Below are 16,200 nucleotides of genomic sequence, written 5' to 3' on the forward strand. Positions count from 1 at the left end.
ATCCCTGTAAGTCATTTTAGAATATTATCATTCTCCATTCTTAAACCGTTTCTTAAACTCACTTTTGGGCATCTTATATTTCAAATAACGTATGACATTCTCACGATAGAAGCTATCCATATACGCCTTATCATAGTCCTTTTCATAATCTCGGATAGACTCATCTACGCCAATATCCTTCAACACTGGCACTGGGTTTTCCTTTGTTCCATACGCTGGATTATTCATATCATCCCTGTTGACTGTCAAGATAACCTTCATACCATAAGGCCAACGCATCTGGTTTATATCAACAAAGTACATTATACTAAAATACTTTTTGTATTCCGTAGAATAAAAAGGATTATACCATGCCTCAGGATTAGAGAAATCATTACCATTCATCTTTACTCGAAAGACTTCTAATGTTTTATGATCTTTATCTACATTCTTAATATAATTCTTAGAGTTTTTAGGAGGCGTTGTCACTTGTACATTATATGAACGCTTAATATAAGCTACATAATATTTCTCAGCTTCATTATTGTACTTATGGGCATAATACAAATTATTAATAAGAAAAACAATGATAGGTATTACAATGCAAGAACCTACTATCTGTCCTAAAAAAGCCATTGGTATGTTTTTTATGATATTCTTCATAATAATTGTGCTAAAATATTAGATGTATTTATACCCTTTTCGCCACGGAGAGAATTTATTTCTTGCATCATACTTCTATATAAATCATTTTCATCTTTATTTGAACTCCATTCTATACCATTACTGATAACAGAAGATACTATTCCAAAACCCAACTTTTGCACATTATTTATTGTAAATAATTCTCCACCTATTTCTTTACTAATATCTTTTGCTTTTTGTCCAGCAAAATATCTCCAAAAAGCACGAGTAAGCCCATTACCTTTTGTCATTTCGTCCCTAAACCAAAGACACATGGTCTTGAGAGTCTCACGATTACTATCTATCACAGGCATAACACCTTCGAATGTCGTTTGGTAAATTGATAAACCTGTATCACGAGTATTTTCATCTGTCCACAGTTCGCCATCTGCCAATAAATCTGCTTGCTGATTAGAGAGTGTCTCATAAGCATATTTTTGTTGATTTTTGGTATTATTATCCTTATAACCATGTTTAACATAGTCATAAATAGCAAGGCTTGAACTAATAATAAGACCACAGACATCTGAATGACCTTCTGCTTTGAAAGCATTTGCTGCTGCTCCTATAAATCCTTGAGTAAATTTAGAACAAGTATTAATAGTCAAAATACTATTATTAGCATCACTAATCATCTTAGCTAACTCTACAGCCTTTGCATGATCCATGACCAATGAAACGACACCACCTTTATTACAAGGCAGTATCGAACGTTCCAAAAGAGCGTTATACTCTTCTATCTTAACTTTCTCATGCACCATTTCCCAATCCTTACTGAATGATTTGTCGCACTCGTTCGCTAAATTTTTAGATATAATAAATGAAGTAACTCCTCCTGCTATCAGAAAACCTGATGTATAATAAGCTATCGTTGCTGCTGCAGTTGCTGCTGTAGCAACAAGAGGCGCAGCAGCACCTGCTGTAGCTATTACCAAACCAACAGCCAATGCTCCTAGTGCAAGACCAGCAAGCAGTCCTCCAAGTCCAGAAAAGAAAGATTGCTTAATACGGCACTGCAACTGACAGCTTAATTTCTTGTCGCAAATATTGAGTAATGCTTTACTTTCTTTACCATACAAGACTTTAGCTTCTCTCTTCGTAATGATTTGGCTGGGTAATGTAGACAACATCTCCGTACAGATAACATCTGTGCCAGCAGGTATATATGATTGTGCCATAGTTATTTCAGTCTGTGAATACGATAAGTTACCAAAATCTCAATATTATTCTTTACCTCCTCGATGATATTCACCTTGATTTCCTGAGGAAGTCCGTCATCTGCAAGGAGGACGTCATGATAGAACTCATAATTATATTGCGTAAAGCCGTACTTGATAATCGGCTGGTAGCGTTCCTTATAGGTCTTCATGATGCCATACTCATTGACAAACTTTATACGTTGGTCGTCAGCAGAGATATAGCGTGATATCTTTTTCAGTCCCGTCTCTTCATCAGTGCTTAACTCTTGCGTAAGAGAAGTCTTAATCGGAGTTTGGTCAAAGAGGAAAGAATAGAAGGTTTGCTCGAACTTCTCATCTTCCAGCTTTTTCTCTAAAAGATACCTATCAAAGAAAACATCATAAAACAACTTACTTGAGAGTTCTTTTCTGAAAGTCGGTTCATCAACAAATTGCTTGTCAATAAGGTCAGTAAACTTCTCTACCTGCTTGCCTTCATCAGAACCTTGTTCCATTGTAGAATTGATAGTATAGAACATCTCCGCACGGTATTCCTCCCATCGTTTCTTGATTTCTTCAAAGTTCACCACTTTGTTAATCTTTCCAGTCAGTGAGTCAACAGTAACCTCTGCACGACACTTGATACTATCAATCTTATCCAGTAACTCCAGAGCCGCCATCATATTTTCTGGTCGTATCTTGACAAAACTCTCCGTCACTTCACCTTTAAACCTATTATTTTTCAGTTTAGAGTCATACTGCAAAGATATTTCACGCCGTGTATCAGAATGGCTTGTTATCATTCCGTCTATACGGTTCAACACTTTCTGTTCACATCTGTATTTAACCGTCTTGTCAAACAAGTCAGCTTTCTCATTAAGGTTACGCCATGGGCTGCCTTCTTCTCCCCAATCTATCATATCGGTTTATATAGAATTAGTAAATATTGTTATAGAATTTGTAAGAAAAGAGGAAGAGGACTACAATCCTATTTATCAAGTGCAAATATAAAGAAAAAGCATTAGAATAACAAATAAAAAGGCTGACAAAAGTTAGGTTCTTCCAAGGTATGTAGGGGTAAAGTCAGTGTTAGCAGCGAAAGCACTTAGATCTATTTACTCCTCCAAGAGAGGTTCGGACTTCTTCCTTTTGAGAATGTTTTAAATTTGCTGTCATTGCTATCACTTATAAATATTACCTAACTCTTTCAGCTACAATAGAGTTACACGAAATGTTAAATGTGACAGCAAATTAAAACAAAACTTGTAATAGAGTATTCCGCATACTTTAGAGACATTATCGAACATTAATTCAGAAGGAAAATAACACAAACAACAAGCCCTATTAAGCTGATTGGGCTAATAGGGCTTTATAAGGCAAACAGTCATAAAAGAGACTATCAACTATCGAAAAGATGTTCAATATCCTGCTGCTTCATTATCGCAATCACTGGTTCACCAGAAGGCGTATAGTTGACATTACTACAAGCAAAGAGTTCGTTGACAATATTATCCATCTCCATACTACTCAGCACCTGACCATGCGGTATGGCTGCATTACGTGCAAGACTCAATGCAAGAGCTTGATCGATTTCTTCCTTCGCACTCGTTCCGCTCTCCATTGCCGATGCTACCATGTCATTGATAAGGGCAACAACATTCAGTCCTTCTATACCTGCAGGAACTCCATTGACAGCATAACTACCACCACCGAGGCTATCAAGCTGGAAGCCCATCTCTGCCATTTCAGGTAGAATCTGGTCGAGAACCACTTGGTCGGAAACGGAGAATTGAACCATCTCGGGGAAGAGTACCTTCTGAGAATGCACTTTATGTTCAGACAGCTGGCGCAAATACTCCTCATAAAGAATACGAATATGTGCGCGATGCTGGTCGATAATCATAAGTCCAGACTTCACTGCTGTCATAATATAACAGCCCTTATACTGGTAATGCGATGGTGCCTTATCTTCTATCAACGATTCTGCTACTGGTTGTGTAGCCGCAGAAGGGATGATTGCTCCACCCTCCAAACTACTGTTCATAGTACCCAGACTACTGCTTATCACCTCTCCCTCACTTTGTTCAAAGAGCTTTGACTGACGAATATCACCACCAGAACCTAAACCAGCATAAAGTTCTTCCCAGTCGTCTGGTACTGATGGCTTAACCGGTTGAGACGACTGTTTAAAAGGATTATAAGCGGGATTGAAATCTACCTTTGGTGCAGACATTCCTACATTAGGGTTGAACACAGGAATATCGGGCTTTCCTTCGGTATCAAAGTCGATGGCGGGAATATCATTAAAGCGACCTACAGCCTCCTTGACAGCTGCCAGTAGAATCTGCCAAATAGCCTGTTCGTTCTCAAACTTTATCTCAGTCTTGGTCGGATGAATATTCACATCGATATTCTCAGCTGGTACATTAAAGTAAAGGAAGTAGGGAACCTGTTCTCCCTGAGGTATCAATCGATCAAAAGCCGTCATGACAGCCTTATGAAAATATGGGTGTTTCATATAGCGATTATTGACGAAGAAGTACTGATGAGCAGTTTTCTTTCGTGCCGCCTCAGGCTTACCTACAAAGCCATGAACATGACAAAGACTCGTGTCAACATCTATCGGTAGAAGGTCTTGATTGAGTCGTTTACCGAATACTTCAACGATACGCTGACGATAGTTGCAAGCTCGAAGGCTAAACAGCTCCGTTCCATTACTATGCAACGTAAAAGAAATCTGTGGATAGACCAATACGATGCGTTCAAAGGCAGTGATGATATTATTGAGTTCGGTAGTATTCGACTTCAAAAACTTACGTCGAGCAGGTACATTGAAGAAGAGATTTTCAACAGTAAAGTTGCTGCCTACAGGACAAGAACAAGGCTCTTGACCAGTAAAACGGCTACCTGCAATAGACAAATGCGTACCCAATTCCTCACCTTCCATGCGGGTCTTCAATTCTATCTGAGCCACAGCAGCAATAGATGCCAGTGCCTCTCCACGGAAACCCATCGTACGAAGAGAGAAAAGGTCGTCTGCTTTACGAATCTTCGAAGTGGCATGACGTTCGAAAGAAAGACGTGCATCAGTTTCCGACATACCCTTTCCATCATCGATTACCTGAATAGAAGTGCGGCCAGCATCAACCACCAACACATCAATATGCGTTGCTCCTGCATCAATGGCATTCTCCACCAACTCCTTAATAACCGAAGCTGGACGCTGAATAACCTCACCAGCTGCAATCTGGTTGGCTACACTATCTGGTAAAAGTTGTATAATATCACCCATGAATGATCCTATAAACCAATGAATAAAAATAAGATAAGAAGAGCTATGACACCTGCCGAAAGAATCAACGACACCCACATTGCCGTAAAACGATTGCCTCTATGGCGCAACACCTCAGGCTTCAAAGAACCGCTAATTTTGCGCTGTAATTCCTCCCGATATTCACTTTCTGAAACCTCTTCACCATTCAATTCACGACGTGCACGCTGCTCTATATCATTGAGCAGTTCCTTACGTTCGTCCACATACATATATTCATGGTGGAAACGACGTGGTCGTGATGATTGGAAGAATAGCATTATTTATTGTGGAGTATTACTTAATAAAACACCAAATGGGTCTGTATATAAGACCCAAAGACGTCATTCTATTTGCTGACGAGGCGGTAAAGATACTCGCGAATTACGTACGGTTGCACTCGTCTTACGTGGTGCAAGGCGGAATATATCGTTCTTATCCTTAGGTCGTGCATCATCGAAAAGTTCAAAGCGAGGCAGTGTCAACTTGTCTGGTGGTATCTGTGTCATCGGACTAATAACGCCATTCGACTTCGACATCCATATCTTCTGTAGCTTTCGGACAGGCGAGATAAACATCCTAAGCGTATCTGTTTCTGTATAATTATGCCCAATGAGTGTACTATCTTTATCGGTATGATAGAAGACAACTTCAACATTTCCCCAAGCATCAACCCGACGAATAGCACCATTGACAAAGTCGGCACGCATATCCTTAGAGGATATCTGATTATAGTATTTGGCTTCAGGAAGCTTTTCAATAGAGAAAGCATTGCCATAAACAAACGCCTGACGGATGGTTGAGTCGTTCATATATGCCTTAATAGAATCGCCCACCAACTGACGTGTACCACTCCACACAATAGGATAATCATACATCGTCAGGCAGGAGTCCTTACTATTAGCAACCATAAAACCGCACACCGCCTGAACGTCTGTACGATAAGCGCGAACATTATTCACACCATATACCTCACGATACATCTGTGGGGTATTCATGTGGAACCCCTTCATACTAATAGTATCAGCATGAACAAAGAGCGTATCACCTTGTGAAAAATCCTTTGCTACAGGGCCAGGATTACCACCAAAAGCTATCGCAGCGGAGTCTGTATAATGTAGGTAATCGCCATAGAAAGCGTGCTTACCTTTGTAATCAATGTAATAAACGTTACCCTCACCAGTTCCCTCGTGTGTATTACTATTGTAGGTAAGGTCATGACCAGTTATGGTGCGCTGTTTTAACTTGTCTACAATCTTCACATTGCCACGCCCAGCACTATAACCACTCTTAGCATTGTAAGTCACTTCATCACCAGTAATAACACGCTGTGCCTTACGGTCATCTATCTTAACATTGCCACGTGCATTACTATGACCAGTCTTCTCGTTATAGAACACATCCTGACCGATGATAGTGCGGTTGTTTGCCTTGTCGACAATCTTCACATTACCATGACCTTCTGCTTCTCCTGTTGAACTGTTATAGACAATATTATCGCCTTCAACATCCTGCTTTGGAGAGGTGATAGTGGAACGTCCATTAAGTTCCATCTGGTCGGTCTTGCTATTATAAGTACCGTCATTTGTATGCACCACTTCACCCTTGGCTGTCTTAATAACCGACTTACCAACAACATGAACAAGACCAGTCTCAGTATTACCATGCGCCTCAGGCGTTGTAATGCGATACTTCGGCGTAAACATCACAACGTCACCAAAGAAGTTGGCATCATGAGTTTCCGTATTATAATCACCTTGATCAGCAACAACCGTGTTACCATTGTAAACCAATGTACCACGTCCTCCGAAGTAGTTAGCCACCTTAGAGGCTGTGTTATAGTCCAAGCTATCACAGCGGAGAGACCTACCCGGCTCTCTTGCAACCACCTTTCCACGTGCATGGACCATCTGTGCAAAGCCATCGTAATGTAGGCGTTGACAGTCAAGAGTCACTCCACCTGGGCGAGTAATATGTACACGGCTGAAAGCTTTAAACCAATTAGACTTTTCATTGAAATAAGCACTATCGCACTTAAGCGTCATACCCTTATAACGGAAACGTACATCGCCTTTTGCAATCATCACATCAGGCATTTCCAACTGGTTATGACGCAGATTATCAGCATAGTCAATATAGAACTTATCTCCCTTCTTCTCCGTTACATTCTGTGCCCGAAGCGACTGCGGTTGCCATAGCCCAAACAGGCATAGAATCATAGTAATCAAGATTCTATGCCCGCAAAATATATCTTTATACTTGTTGTTTATTGTCATTTAAGCCAACCTTCGTATTGGAAATTACAATTTCTATAACGAGGATTAATCCTCACATAAGTTTCCTTTACCTTCTTTACAACCCAATCATGCAGTACTTCCTTTCTGCGCTTAGCTGTAACAATATCGCGCATCGTCTGGAAGTCTTCTGTTATCGTTGCTCGGTGTTCAGGTATACGTGCTTTCAACTTCACGATAGCACAAACAACCTTACCACGAGAATTGACCATCTGGAATGGCATTGAAACCTCATCAACCTTCATCGTATCAACGACACGAGCTACCTCTGTTGGCAGTTCCTTCATCTTAAAGCGTGAAGTGCGAGTGTTCTCTACAGAGTTAACCATCAAACCATGGTTATTCTTCGTATCTTTATCATCTGAGAGATAAGCCGTAGCATCCTCAAATGTAAACTTACCATTTCTGATATCCCTACCAATAGAATCCAAACGCTCCTTAGCAGCATCAATAGAAGCCATTGATACATTTGGTTTCAGAAGAATATGACGGACATTCACCTTATCACCACGACGGTCAACAAGCTGAATAATATGATAACCAAAATCACTCTCTACAATCTTTGAAATCTTCTTTGGATCAGTAAGATTAAAGGCTGCAGCAGCAAATGCAGGGTCGAGTACACCACGTCCCATATAACCCAACTCACCACCCTGACGAGCCGAGCCTGGGTCTTCTGAGTAAAGACGAGCCAATGTAGCAAAAGAAGTTTCACCCTTTGTCACACGGTCCGTATAGTCACGTAGCTGATTCTTGATACGATTTACCTCCTCTACTTCTACCTTTGGAGTCTGCGTAAGAATTTCCACCTCAACCATTGTTGGTATCATTGGAATACTATCCACTGGAAGCTTTTTGAAGTATTCACGTACCTCAGCAGGCGAAACTGTCACGTCGCTGACCAGATTCTGTTGCATCTTCTGCACAAGCAGACGATTCTTATAATCGTCATGCAGGTCTTGGCGAATCTGTGTCATACTCTTATTCTGGAATTCTTCAAGCTTCTCTCTTGAACCAATTTGTGGTAAAGAAATCCAATAGTTTATCTGATCATCTATACCACGTGCAATCTCAGACTCGCTCACCTCAACACTATCAAGGGCTGCCTGATGAAGGAAAAGCTTTTGAACAGCTATCTGTTCTGGCAGAATACACTCAGGGTCACCATCCCACTTCATGCCTTCAGCCTCACTTTGTATTCTCATTATCTCAACCTCAGACTTCAAGATAGGTTCGTCACCGACTACCCAAATAACCTCATCAACAACACTGTTTGGTTTGTCTACGGTAGTAGTCTCAGTCTTTACAGAGTCTGACAGAGCAACACGGCCGCTTGTACGGAATGCACCAGCATGCAGACCCATTGCCGTGAGAACTGTTCCTGCAAGCAGGACTATAGTCTTTCCTTTATTTATCTTCATTGAAATGCTGTATTATCTTAATGCTTATTGACTGTTGAAAGAACCTTCTTATCAACAACTACTTTATACTTCTTGCGCAATGCTTCTACCCATGCCTTCTCAAGTTCCTCCTGATAGTTGGATACAACGAGGTCGCGCACATCTTCCATACCCTCTGGAGCCTTTATCTTCTTACCAAATACGGCATCAATAGGGTATCCGTTAACTGGCTTTACAGTCGTCTTCGCACCGAAGATTTCACGATCAACCAATGCGTTATCACCCTTTCGGAAGATTCCTTTCTCCACACGAATACGGATAGTATTGTCAGCATTGAACTTATCACGCAGTTTTTCTGCCCACTGGTTGAAAGGTACATTCTTCACACATGCCTTCACAGCCTCAACATCTTCCTTTGTCTTCACGTGATAGGCAATACCCTTAAAACGTGGTTCAGTCCACTTATATTGTTTCTTATGCTTACGGAAATACGCTTCAAGTGCCTTTTCGTCCTTAGCAGCCTTATCCCATACCTCACGATTACTCATTTCAATCATCAGCAAACCGTCATAATACTCACGGATAAGATTCTTCATACTTGCATCTTTTTCCTCCAAAGAAGCAAGTTTTCTATCAAGCAGTTGCTCCTGTGTGATAGTCTTTCCCTCACTCTCTACAATTGAATCGAGTTTCTGGTCGATAATCTGCTCACGCAAACCTTGCATCTCAATATACTGCATGATGTCAGAACGAAGCGTTTCGTAAGTAGGGAAGCTCTCACGACCACCCATCTTGATAATATGATAACCAAAAGGTGAAAGTACAGGAGTACTTATCTCACCTGGCTTCAAAGCAAACAATGCTTTCTCAAACTCAGGCACTGTCTGTCCTTTCTGAAGATGTAACAACTCACCACCATTCATGGCAGAGTTAACGTCTGTAGAATATTTCTTAGCGAGTTCAGCAAAGTCTGCTCCACCACGAAGAGCATTGTAAAGAGAGTCAGCTAACTGCTTAGCTTCCTCTTGAGCCTCCTTATCAGCATTCTGATACAAACCAATGAGAATATGTGCACAATTCCACATACCACCATTAGCCTCTACCTGTTGCTGTGCTTCACGATAAAGTTTACGTCCTTCTGCCTCAACGTCAGCATCTGTGATGAAGGTTGGGCGCACCTGCTGGTTACGATAGCTGAGGAACTCCTTTTTGAAAGAACTGAGCGTATCAAGCCGTGCATCGAGTGCGGCTTGAACTTTCAGTTTATAATTGATAAAGAGGTCAACATACTCGTCTACATTCTTCTTATCAATTACCCCTTCAGCATTATTTTTATTATACGAATACTCAAATTCCGAACGGCTCACTGGCTGTCCGTTAATAGTCATTATCGTTGGGTCAGTCTGCCCGTATGCCATTGTCGACGAGAGCAGAAGAGCTGACAAAATTACTTTGAAATTCATTGTTATTCTTTTAACGCAGGGACCCTCTCCCCTGAAAAACAGGGAAGAGGGCGAATAATTTATCGTCTTTTAATATTATTCTGGACGTGAATAGTTTGGTGCCTCACTGGTAATAGAAATATCATGTGGATGACTCTCCAACACACCAGCGTTGGTAATACGAGTGAACTTAGCATTATGCAAGTCTTCGATAGAAGCTGCACCACAGTAACCCATACCCGAACGAAGACCACCGACGAGCTGATAGATAACTTCCTGAACAGTTCCCTTGTAAGGAACACGACCAGCAATACCCTCTGGAACAAGTTTCTTAACATCGCCAACATCGTTCTGGAAGTAGCGGTCACGTGAACCATTCTTCTGCTCCATAGCCTCTAATGAACCCATACCACGATAGCTCTTGAACTTACGTCCGTTGAAGATAATTGTATCACCAGGTGACTCTTCTGTACCAGCAACTAATGAACCAACCATTACGCTGCTACCACCTGCTGCCAATGCCTTAACAACATCACCAGAGTAACGCAGACCACCATCAGCAATCAATGGCACGCCTGTACCTTCTAACGCCTTACAAACATCATAAATAGCACTCAACTGTGGTACACCAACACCTGCTACGACACGTGTTGTACAGATAGAACCAGGGCCAATACCAACCTTAACAGCGTCAGCACCATTCTCAACCAAGAACTTTGCAGCCTCTCCTGTCGCAATGTTACCCACTACGACATCAAGGTTAGGAAAGGCAGCCTTTACATCATGAAGCTTACCGATTACACCAGCAGAGTGTCCGTGAGCAGTATCAATAACGATAGCATCAACACCAGCAGCAACAAGTGCTTGTGCACGCTCCATTGTGTCGCCAGTCACACCAACTCCAGCAGCAACACGAAGACGACCCTTCTCGTCCTTACATGCCATTGGCTTATCCTTGGCTTTGGTAATATCTTTATAAGTAATCAAACCAACGAGACGATTCTCACGGTCGACTACTGGCAATTTCTCAATCTTATTTTCCTGCAAAATGTGCGCAGCTGCAGTAAGGTCAGTCTGCTGATGAGTTGTAACAAGATTCTCCTTGGTCATCACATCGTCAATGAGTTTATCCAAATGACGCTCAAAACGAAGATCACGATTGGTAACAATACCCACGAGATGATTCTCCTCATCTACTACAGGAATACCACCGATATGGTAGTCTGCCATCATCTCAAGTGCATCTTTCACAGTACGACCCTTAAGGATAGTAACTGGATCATAAATCATACCATTCTCAGCTCGCTTCACAATAGCTACCTGACGTGCCTGGTCTTCGATGCTCATATTCTTATGAATCACACCGATACCACCTTCACGCGCAATCGCTATTGCCATAGAACTCTCCGTAACGGTGTCCATAGCTGCTGTAACGAAAGGTACATTAAGATCAATGTTACGTGAAAACTTGGTTTTCAAGACCACCTCTTTGGGCAGTACTTCTGAATAAGCCGGAATTAAAAGGACGTCATCGTAGGTTAAGCCGTCCATCGTGATTTTGTCTGCAACAAATGATGACATAATTGTATTTTAGAAATTTATTGCATGCAAATTTAGCAATTAAAAATCAAACAGACTGGCTTTTTCCAGTTTTTCTCACACCTTATTAAAAGTATTTAATATTTATTCCTCAACATACTCCCTGCTTTTCGCCAATGACTATAAAATATCAAGCTTGTATCTATACTTTATAGAAACCAATACATCGATAATAACCTCCTCATTATCAAGTAATCATAAACACATATAGATTATATCAATGAGTTAATAGAATTTATCTGTTGTGGCTGTTTGATAAACTCACTAACTTTGCAAACGAAAACAAGAAACAACAATTTAAAAATATATTCAAGATGAAAAGATTAGAAGTATTAGGATTAAATGAAAAGAAAGTAGAAAACGTAGTAAATGAACTTTCAGTTTTGCTGGCAGATTTTCAGGTATTCTACAGCAACCTCCGTAATTTCCACTGGAACGTGAAGGGACATGGTTTCTTTGTATTGCATAGCAAGTATGAGGAACTTTACAACGATGCTGCAGAGAAGGTTGATGAGATAGCAGAACGTATCCTTCAGTTGGGTAGTACTCCTGAGAGTCGTTTCAGCGTATATCTGCAAACTTCAGAAATCAAAGAAGCTGGGGTTGTTAGTTGCAGCAAAGAGGCTGTTGACCTGCTTCTCAATTACTACAAGACACTGATTGCTCGTGAGCGTAGAATCATCGAAGTTGCCTCTGACGCAAATGATGACACAACCGTTTCATTGGTAAGCGACTTCCTCAAAGAGCAGGAAAAGACTGTTTGGATGCTCGTTGCTGTTAGCTCACAGAATTGTGCTGAATAATACAAAAACATTGAATAAATAGCCAAGAGGCTGAATCAGAAGTAGAAATGCACACCATAGGCATTTGTCAGAAGGCTTATTTGAAGAATTGACTAAACTCGTACCACTCTTCATTAACCACTGACCACTTTCTGATTCAGTCTCTTTCTTGATTTAGCTACATGGTAAACAAAAAAAAAATTTTAAGAACTTTCTTACAAATATATCCCATGTTAGTTTGCCATCATCGTCTTAATATATTCTTTATACTAACCATTAGCGTTCTATATTCCTACCTTCTGATAACATATTATTGCTCCGCACACATCGTGCTGACGCTCCGCACACATCGTGCTGTTGGTAAACACCATTAGTGCTGAGTGCTAAACACCTTGTAATATATTGCCGAAACGAAGTCAATTTACGCCTTTTCACCAGCGTAACTACCCTACCACCAAGGCAAAACGAAGTCCTAAAGCATTCGCAATTTGCATAAAAGTAGAAAGCTGCATATCACTGTTTCCACGCTCAATATTTGAGATATACTCTCGTTTCTTACCTATCTTATCAGCCAACTGTTGCTGGGTCATCTTCTGCTGCTTGCGTTGTTCCTTCAACAATTCAGCGTAATAATAGGCCTTAGCACGTGCTTCAAACTCTTCACGTTCAGGTGATCCAGGTTCTCCATATTTCTCTGTTAAGCGTTCAGAAGATGTACGTAACTTTGCTAACTTATTTTCATCTAACTTTATCATAACTTATTCCTCCATATAATTTTCCAACAATCTATAAGCCTTGCTTATCTCACGTTTATATTGTTTCGTATCTTTCTTCAAAAAAGAATTAAGATACAAGATCTTTGTTGCTTGCATAAAACTGGGAGCATTCACCGCAAACAGAATTGTGCGATACTCATTACTACCCAAGGAAATACGTGCCTCATAAAGGTCTGTATTCTCTAAATGCTTCACATAATTCTTCTTTACGACATCTTGTGTCTTGATAATATGCTCCACATAATCGTATTTCTCTTTAGTTTTTGAATCTAAGCCTGCATAATAGGCTTCATACTCTGATGAGTAGATGACTTCTCTTACAACTTTATCCATAAGCAAAGGTAACAAATAAATTACATATATCCAAATAAATGGAATAAATTAATTACATTATTAAGATTTATAAAGGAGTTACGGTTAACAATAAATAGATTAAGACTCAGAGCTTTGTATTCAGATTATAGGTTAAAAGATTTTCTGTTATATGATGTAGGGATACACAAACCGTGTATCCCTACAGATAAAGAGCTATACACCCATTAATAATGATGTATTGTATTAGTTAGCCATCTCTGACAAGAACTTGATACGCACAAGACGAATTTCCTCTTCGCTATAGTCGCTATCTAATTCTTCCATTGCAGCATCAAGACTATCAGTCTCGCTATCCATAAAGTAGTCGTAGATATCGTCTATCTGGTCCTCATCATACACCTCATCAAGGAAATAGTCGATGTTGAGTTTTGTTCCACTATAAACAATCTCTTCTATCTTTGTCAGCAGGTCATCAAAGTCAAGTCCTTCAGCTGTAGCGATGTCATCAAGCGGAAGTTTTCTGTCGATACTCTGGATAATCTTTACCTTCTGCATCGACTTCTTTGCAACTGTTCTGACGCGCAGCTCTTCTGGTCGTTCAATATTATTTTCCTCACAATGCTGCTTAATCAGTTCACAGAACTCCTTTCCATAACGCTTTGCCTTACCAGCACCAACGCCTTGAATATTTTGTAGTTCTTGTTCGTTGATAGGATACATCATCGCCATTTGTTCCAAAGAAACATCTTGGAAGATAACGTAAGGAGGTATCTCTAACTTGCGAGCAATCTTTTTACGAAGATTCTTCAACATAGAGAAGAGTTCTGGGTCAAGGACTGCCGTACCCATCATAGGCTCATCATCCTCATCCTCATCCTTAAATTCGGTATCCATAACTATCATGAATGACTCTGGCGACTTCAAGAATCGCTTACCAGCAGCGGTTAGTTTTAATAAGCCGTAGTTCTCTACATCTTTCTTAAGATAACCAGCTAAGAGTGCCTGACGCACAACTGGATTCCAAATCTTTGGATTCTCATCCTCACCTTCTCCGAATTCGTCTAACTCATCATGCTTATGGTCTTTCTGATCGTCAGTAGCTCTGCCTCGTACAAAGTCGATAACATACTCCTGACGGAAGTTCTCCTTCAGGGTCTTCACAGCATTAAGAACAATAAGGAGTTGTTTCTGACCTTCTATCTTCGTCTTTGGATGTAGACAGTTGTCACACATAGCGCAGCTGCACTTTGGATAGTCTTCGCCAAAGTAATGCAACAACATCTTTCGACGACAGACAGATGACTCTGCATAAGCTTCTGTTTCTTGTAACAATTGACGACCGATATCTTGTTCTGCAACAGGCTTTCCCTCCATAAACTTCTCCAGCTTATTGAGGTCTTTTTTAGAATAGAACACAACACAGATACCTTCCTCGCCATCACGTCCAGCTCGTCCAGTCTCTTGATAATAACCTTCAAGACTCTTCGGAATATCATAATGTATAACAAAGCGTACATCTGGCTTGTCAATACCCATACCAAAGGCTATCGTTGCCACAATGATATCTAACTCTTCCATGAGGAAGTCGTCCTGTGTCTTTGAGCGTGTTTCGGAATCAAGTCCTGCATGATAAGGAGCAGCCTTAATATCATTAGCTTGTAAGATAGCCGCCAACTCTTCCACCTTCTTACGTGAAAGACAATAGATAATACCACTCTTACCTGTATGCTGCTTAATAAACTTGATGATTTGCTTGTTTGTATCGTCATCTCCCTTCTTCGGACGTACCTCATAATAAAGGTTCGGACGGTTGAAAGAGCTTTTGAACTCGGCACAATCCTCAATGCCTAAGCTACGTACAATGTCCGTACGCACCTTATCGGTAGCCGTTGCAGTCAAAGCAATTACAGGAGCAGTACCAATCGTTTCAATAGCACAACGAATCTTACGATACTCTGGTCGGAAATCATGTCCCCACTCAGAGATACAATGTGCCTCATCAATAGCGTAGAAACTGATCTTCACTGACTTCAAGAACTCCATATTCTCTTCCTTGTTCAAGGACTCTGGAGCAACATAGAGTAGTTTTGTACGACCAGAAACAATGTCTGCACGTACTTGATCGATTTCGGCTTTCTTCAAAGAAGAGTTAAGATAGTGTGCTACACCATCCTCCTCGCTGATTCCATTGATAACGTCCACTTGGTTCTTCATCAATGCAATAAGCGGAGAAACGACAATAGCCGTTCCCTCCATAATCAATGAAGGAAGTTGATAGCAAAGACTCTTTCCACCCCCCGTTGGCATCAGTACGAAAGTATCATGTCCGTCAAGAAGATTACGGATAATAGCCTCCTGGTCGCCTTTGAACTTGTCAAAGCCAAAGTAATGTTTTAGTTTTTCGGTAAGATTGACTTCTTGTGTCATGTTAATAGCTGGGT

The 16,200-nt window shown here is 40.7% G+C and carries 13 protein-coding genes; 1 reads left to right on the forward strand and 12 read right to left on the reverse strand.

The features are described from left to right. Window positions 1-27 precede the first annotated feature (27 nt). The 9 genes from PMEL_RS05675 to guaB form a co-directional block, all read right to left on the reverse strand. On the reverse strand, window positions 28-642 hold the full coding sequence (locus PMEL_RS05675) for a hypothetical protein (RefSeq protein ID WP_120174358.1): 615 nt from the start codon (window positions 640-642) through the stop codon (window positions 28-30). Beyond that, entirely contained in the window at window positions 639-1,841 is a 1,203-nt protein-coding gene (locus PMEL_RS05680) for a DUF4280 domain-containing protein (RefSeq protein WP_120174359.1), read from the reverse strand. The genes PMEL_RS05675 and PMEL_RS05680 overlap by 4 nt, the downstream gene beginning before the upstream one ends. A 2-nt stretch (window positions 1,842-1,843) precedes the next feature. Then, window positions 1,844-2,761: a hypothetical protein gene (locus PMEL_RS05685; RefSeq protein WP_120174360.1), complete on the reverse strand. Its 918-nt coding sequence runs from the start codon at window positions 2,759-2,761 to the stop codon at window positions 1,844-1,846. Window positions 2,762-3,240: 479 nt separating this feature from the next. Then, window positions 3,241-5,133: a DNA mismatch repair endonuclease MutL gene (gene mutL, locus PMEL_RS05690; RefSeq protein ID WP_120174361.1), complete on the reverse strand. Its 1,893-nt coding sequence runs from the start codon at window positions 5,131-5,133 to the stop codon at window positions 3,241-3,243. Window positions 5,134-5,141: 8 nt separating this feature from the next. Beyond that, entirely contained in the window at window positions 5,142-5,432 is a 291-nt protein-coding gene (locus PMEL_RS05695; RefSeq protein ID WP_120174362.1) for a ubiquitin carboxyl-hydrolase, read from the reverse strand. A gap of 63 nt (window positions 5,433-5,495) precedes the next feature. Further along, complete coding sequence (locus PMEL_RS05700) at window positions 5,496-7,370, reverse strand: OstA-like protein (RefSeq protein ID WP_120174363.1); 1,875 nt, start codon at window positions 7,368-7,370, stop codon at window positions 5,496-5,498. 53 nt (window positions 7,371-7,423) lie between these two features. Beyond that, on the reverse strand, window positions 7,424-8,866 hold the full coding sequence (locus tag PMEL_RS05705) for a peptidylprolyl isomerase (protein ID WP_120174364.1): 1,443 nt from the start codon (window positions 8,864-8,866) through the stop codon (window positions 7,424-7,426). A 17-nt stretch (window positions 8,867-8,883) separates the two neighbouring features. Continuing rightward, on the reverse strand, window positions 8,884-10,308 hold the full coding sequence (locus tag PMEL_RS05710; RefSeq protein ID WP_120174365.1) for a peptidylprolyl isomerase: 1,425 nt from the start codon (window positions 10,306-10,308) through the stop codon (window positions 8,884-8,886). A 75-nt stretch (window positions 10,309-10,383) separates the two neighbouring features. Then, window positions 10,384-11,868: an IMP dehydrogenase gene (gene guaB, locus PMEL_RS05715; RefSeq protein ID WP_120174366.1), complete on the reverse strand. Its 1,485-nt coding sequence runs from the start codon at window positions 11,866-11,868 to the stop codon at window positions 10,384-10,386. A 332-nt stretch (window positions 11,869-12,200) separates the two neighbouring features. Here guaB and PMEL_RS05720 point away from each other — a divergent pair, with 332 nt between their 5' ends. Further along, on the forward strand, window positions 12,201-12,689 hold the full coding sequence (locus PMEL_RS05720; protein ID WP_120174651.1) for a Dps family protein: 489 nt from the start codon (window positions 12,201-12,203) through the stop codon (window positions 12,687-12,689). Window positions 12,690-13,111: 422 nt separating this feature from the next. Here the strand turns inward: PMEL_RS05720 and PMEL_RS05725 are convergent, their stop codons facing one another. From PMEL_RS05725 to recQ, 3 genes are all read right to left on the reverse strand, one after another. Next, window positions 13,112-13,423: a helix-turn-helix domain-containing protein gene (locus tag PMEL_RS05725; protein WP_025838526.1), complete on the reverse strand. Its 312-nt coding sequence runs from the start codon at window positions 13,421-13,423 to the stop codon at window positions 13,112-13,114. A 3-nt stretch (window positions 13,424-13,426) separates the two neighbouring features. Continuing rightward, window positions 13,427-13,777, reverse strand: a complete 351-nt coding sequence (locus tag PMEL_RS05730; protein WP_120174367.1) for a type II toxin-antitoxin system RelE/ParE family toxin — start codon at window positions 13,775-13,777, stop codon at window positions 13,427-13,429. Window positions 13,778-14,002: 225 nt separating this feature from the next. Continuing rightward, on the reverse strand, window positions 14,003-16,186 hold the full coding sequence (recQ, locus tag PMEL_RS05735) for a DNA helicase RecQ (protein WP_120174368.1): 2,184 nt from the start codon (window positions 16,184-16,186) through the stop codon (window positions 14,003-14,005). Between the last annotated feature and the right edge of the window lie 14 nt (window positions 16,187-16,200).

It is taken from the genome of Prevotella melaninogenica, assembly GCF_003609775.1.
Lineage (GTDB): Bacteria > Bacteroidota > Bacteroidia > Bacteroidales > Bacteroidaceae > Prevotella > Prevotella melaninogenica_A.